This window comes from Rhodovulum sp. (assembly GCF_011048875.1).
Lineage (GTDB): Bacteria > Pseudomonadota > Alphaproteobacteria > Rhodobacterales > Rhodobacteraceae > Rhodovulum > Rhodovulum tesquicola.
The window spans coordinates 1-1,699 of sequence record NZ_DSDD01000060.1; the positions used below are offsets into that span (position 1 = coordinate 1).

At 68.2% G+C, this 1,699-nt stretch carries 3 protein-coding genes and 2 pseudogenes; all 5 read left to right on the plus strand.

Annotated features, from left to right (window positions below):
- Window positions 1-145 (plus strand): head-tail joining protein (locus ENN83_RS17270; RefSeq protein ID WP_422662629.1); only part of this gene is annotated, 145 nt, incomplete at its 5' end.
- A gap of 5 nt (window positions 146-150) precedes the next feature.
- Window positions 151-779, plus strand: a pseudogene (locus ENN83_RS02100) (DUF6441 family protein).
- A 64-nt stretch (window positions 780-843) separates the two neighbouring features.
- Window positions 844-1,101 (plus strand): type II toxin-antitoxin system ParD family antitoxin, encoded by a 258-nt coding sequence (locus tag ENN83_RS02105; protein ID WP_287183501.1) that lies wholly within the window; start codon window positions 844-846, stop codon window positions 1,099-1,101.
- On the plus strand, window positions 1,101-1,445 hold the full coding sequence (locus tag ENN83_RS02110) for a type II toxin-antitoxin system RelE/ParE family toxin (RefSeq protein WP_287183504.1): 345 nt from the start codon (window positions 1,101-1,103) through the stop codon (window positions 1,443-1,445). Before ENN83_RS02105 ends, ENN83_RS02110 begins: the two co-directional genes overlap by 1 nt.
- 32 nt (window positions 1,446-1,477) lie before the next feature.
- A pseudogene (locus ENN83_RS02115) lies at window positions 1,478-1,699 on the plus strand (acyl-CoA transferase); the annotation flags it as partial.

Sequence of the window (1,699 nt, forward strand, 5' to 3'; positions counted from 1 at the left end):
ACGGCTGGATCTGCGCCTTTCCGAGGTGGCGAGCCCGCGCCCCGGCGACCGGATCGAGATCGACGGCGAGGCCTTCCTCATCCAGGGCGAGCCCGTCCGCGACCGCGAGCGGCTCGTCTGGACCGTCGACCTGTGCCCGGCCTGACCGCGATGAAGTTGAAACTCGACATCACGCCGGACCTCGTCGTCGCCATGGCCGCCGAGGTGAAGGCGGGCGAGAAAGCCGTCACCGCCGCTATGCGCGAGGCGGGCACCGGGCTGAAGACCGCCTGGCGCGGCTAGATCACCGGTGCGGGGCTCGGGCGGCGGCTGGCAAACTCGATCTGCAGCCAGACCTATCCGAAGGCTGGCGAGAGCCTGAACGCCGCGGCGCTGGTCTGGTCGAATGCGCCTGTCATCGTCAGCGCCCACGACACAGGCCCGCTGATCCGCTCGAAAGATGGGTTCTGGCTGGCGATCCCGCTGCCCGCCGCGGGCAAGTCCCTGCGCGGTGGCAGGATCACGCCCGGCGAATGGGAGCGCCGCCGTGGCCTGCGCCTGCGCTTCGTCTATCGCCGCACGGGCCGAGCCTGCTCGTTGCCGAAGGACGGCTGAACAGCCGGGGGCTCGGCGTCGCGTCGCGGTCGAAGACTGGCCGCGGGCGCACGACGGTGCCGATCTTCCTGCTGGTGCCGCAGGTCAAGCTGCCGAAGCGGCTGGACCTTGCGCGGGATGCAGACCGGGCATTGGACGGTGTGCCGGGGCTGATCGTGGCCAAGTGGGTCGAAACCCGGTTTTGAACGGCGGTGGTCGACAGGATGGCGTCATTGGCATATATTGCTAACGGTCTGCATGGAGATCCGCATGGCCACGCGAAACGTCGTTCTGACCGATACCCAATCCGACCTTGTCGACCGGCTGGTCGCATCGGGGCGCTACCAGAATGCTTCGGAAGCCCTGCGGGCGGGTCTGCGGCTGCTCGAACGCGAGGAGAGCGAGCTGGGCGAGTTGCGGACCCGGCTGATCTCGAGTCTCGACGAAGCGTGCCGGGGCGATCTGGCCGAGGGTTCCGGTGAGGACGCCATCCGTCGAACCTTTGCGGCTGCGCGCGCCCGGTCCTGATGCCGAAACCCTGGCGCCTGACGCGGGGCGCGGAAGTCTCGCTGATCGACATTGCAAACTGGACGGTGGAGACCTTCGGGCCACGACAGGCGACGGCCTATGAGGAAGACCTGATCGCCGTGTGCCGCGATATCGCGGCAGGCACAGCCATGTCGCAGGATTGCCGTCGCCTCATCGATCCGAACTTGCCCGAGGACCTTCGGTTCGCGCGCGCGGGCCAGCATTTCATCGTCTTCATCGAGGACGCCGAGCAGGTGATCATCATCGATTTCCTGTACGCCCGGTCCGACCTGCCGCGACGGCTGGCGAACCTGCCAGCCCCGAAAAGCGACAGGGATCACTGAAACCGGGCCGGTCCCGGAGAACCGGGATCACGATGCCCACCCCTCGCGAAACCATCCTCGCCGCGCTGCACGCGCGGCTCTCGGCACTGCCCGCCACCGCCCTGCGCGGTGAGGTGCTGCCCGAACGTGTCCCGGCCGAGGGGCTGCTGATCCTCCGAGACGGTGAGCCCGGTGAACCCGAGGTGACGCTGTCGCCACTGCGCTACCACTACCAGCACCTCGCCGAGATAGAGGCGGTGGTCCAAGGCGCCGAC

Bases quoted from the DNA above. Each gene is read 5' to 3' on its own strand.
- ENN83_RS02110 (WP_287183504.1), top strand. From the start codon at position 1,101: ATGCCGAAACCCTGGCGCCTGACGCGGGGCGCGGAAGTCTCGCTGATC.
- ENN83_RS02105 (WP_287183501.1), top strand. From the start codon at position 844: ATGGCCACGCGAAACGTCGTTCTGACCGATACCCAATCCGACCTTGTC.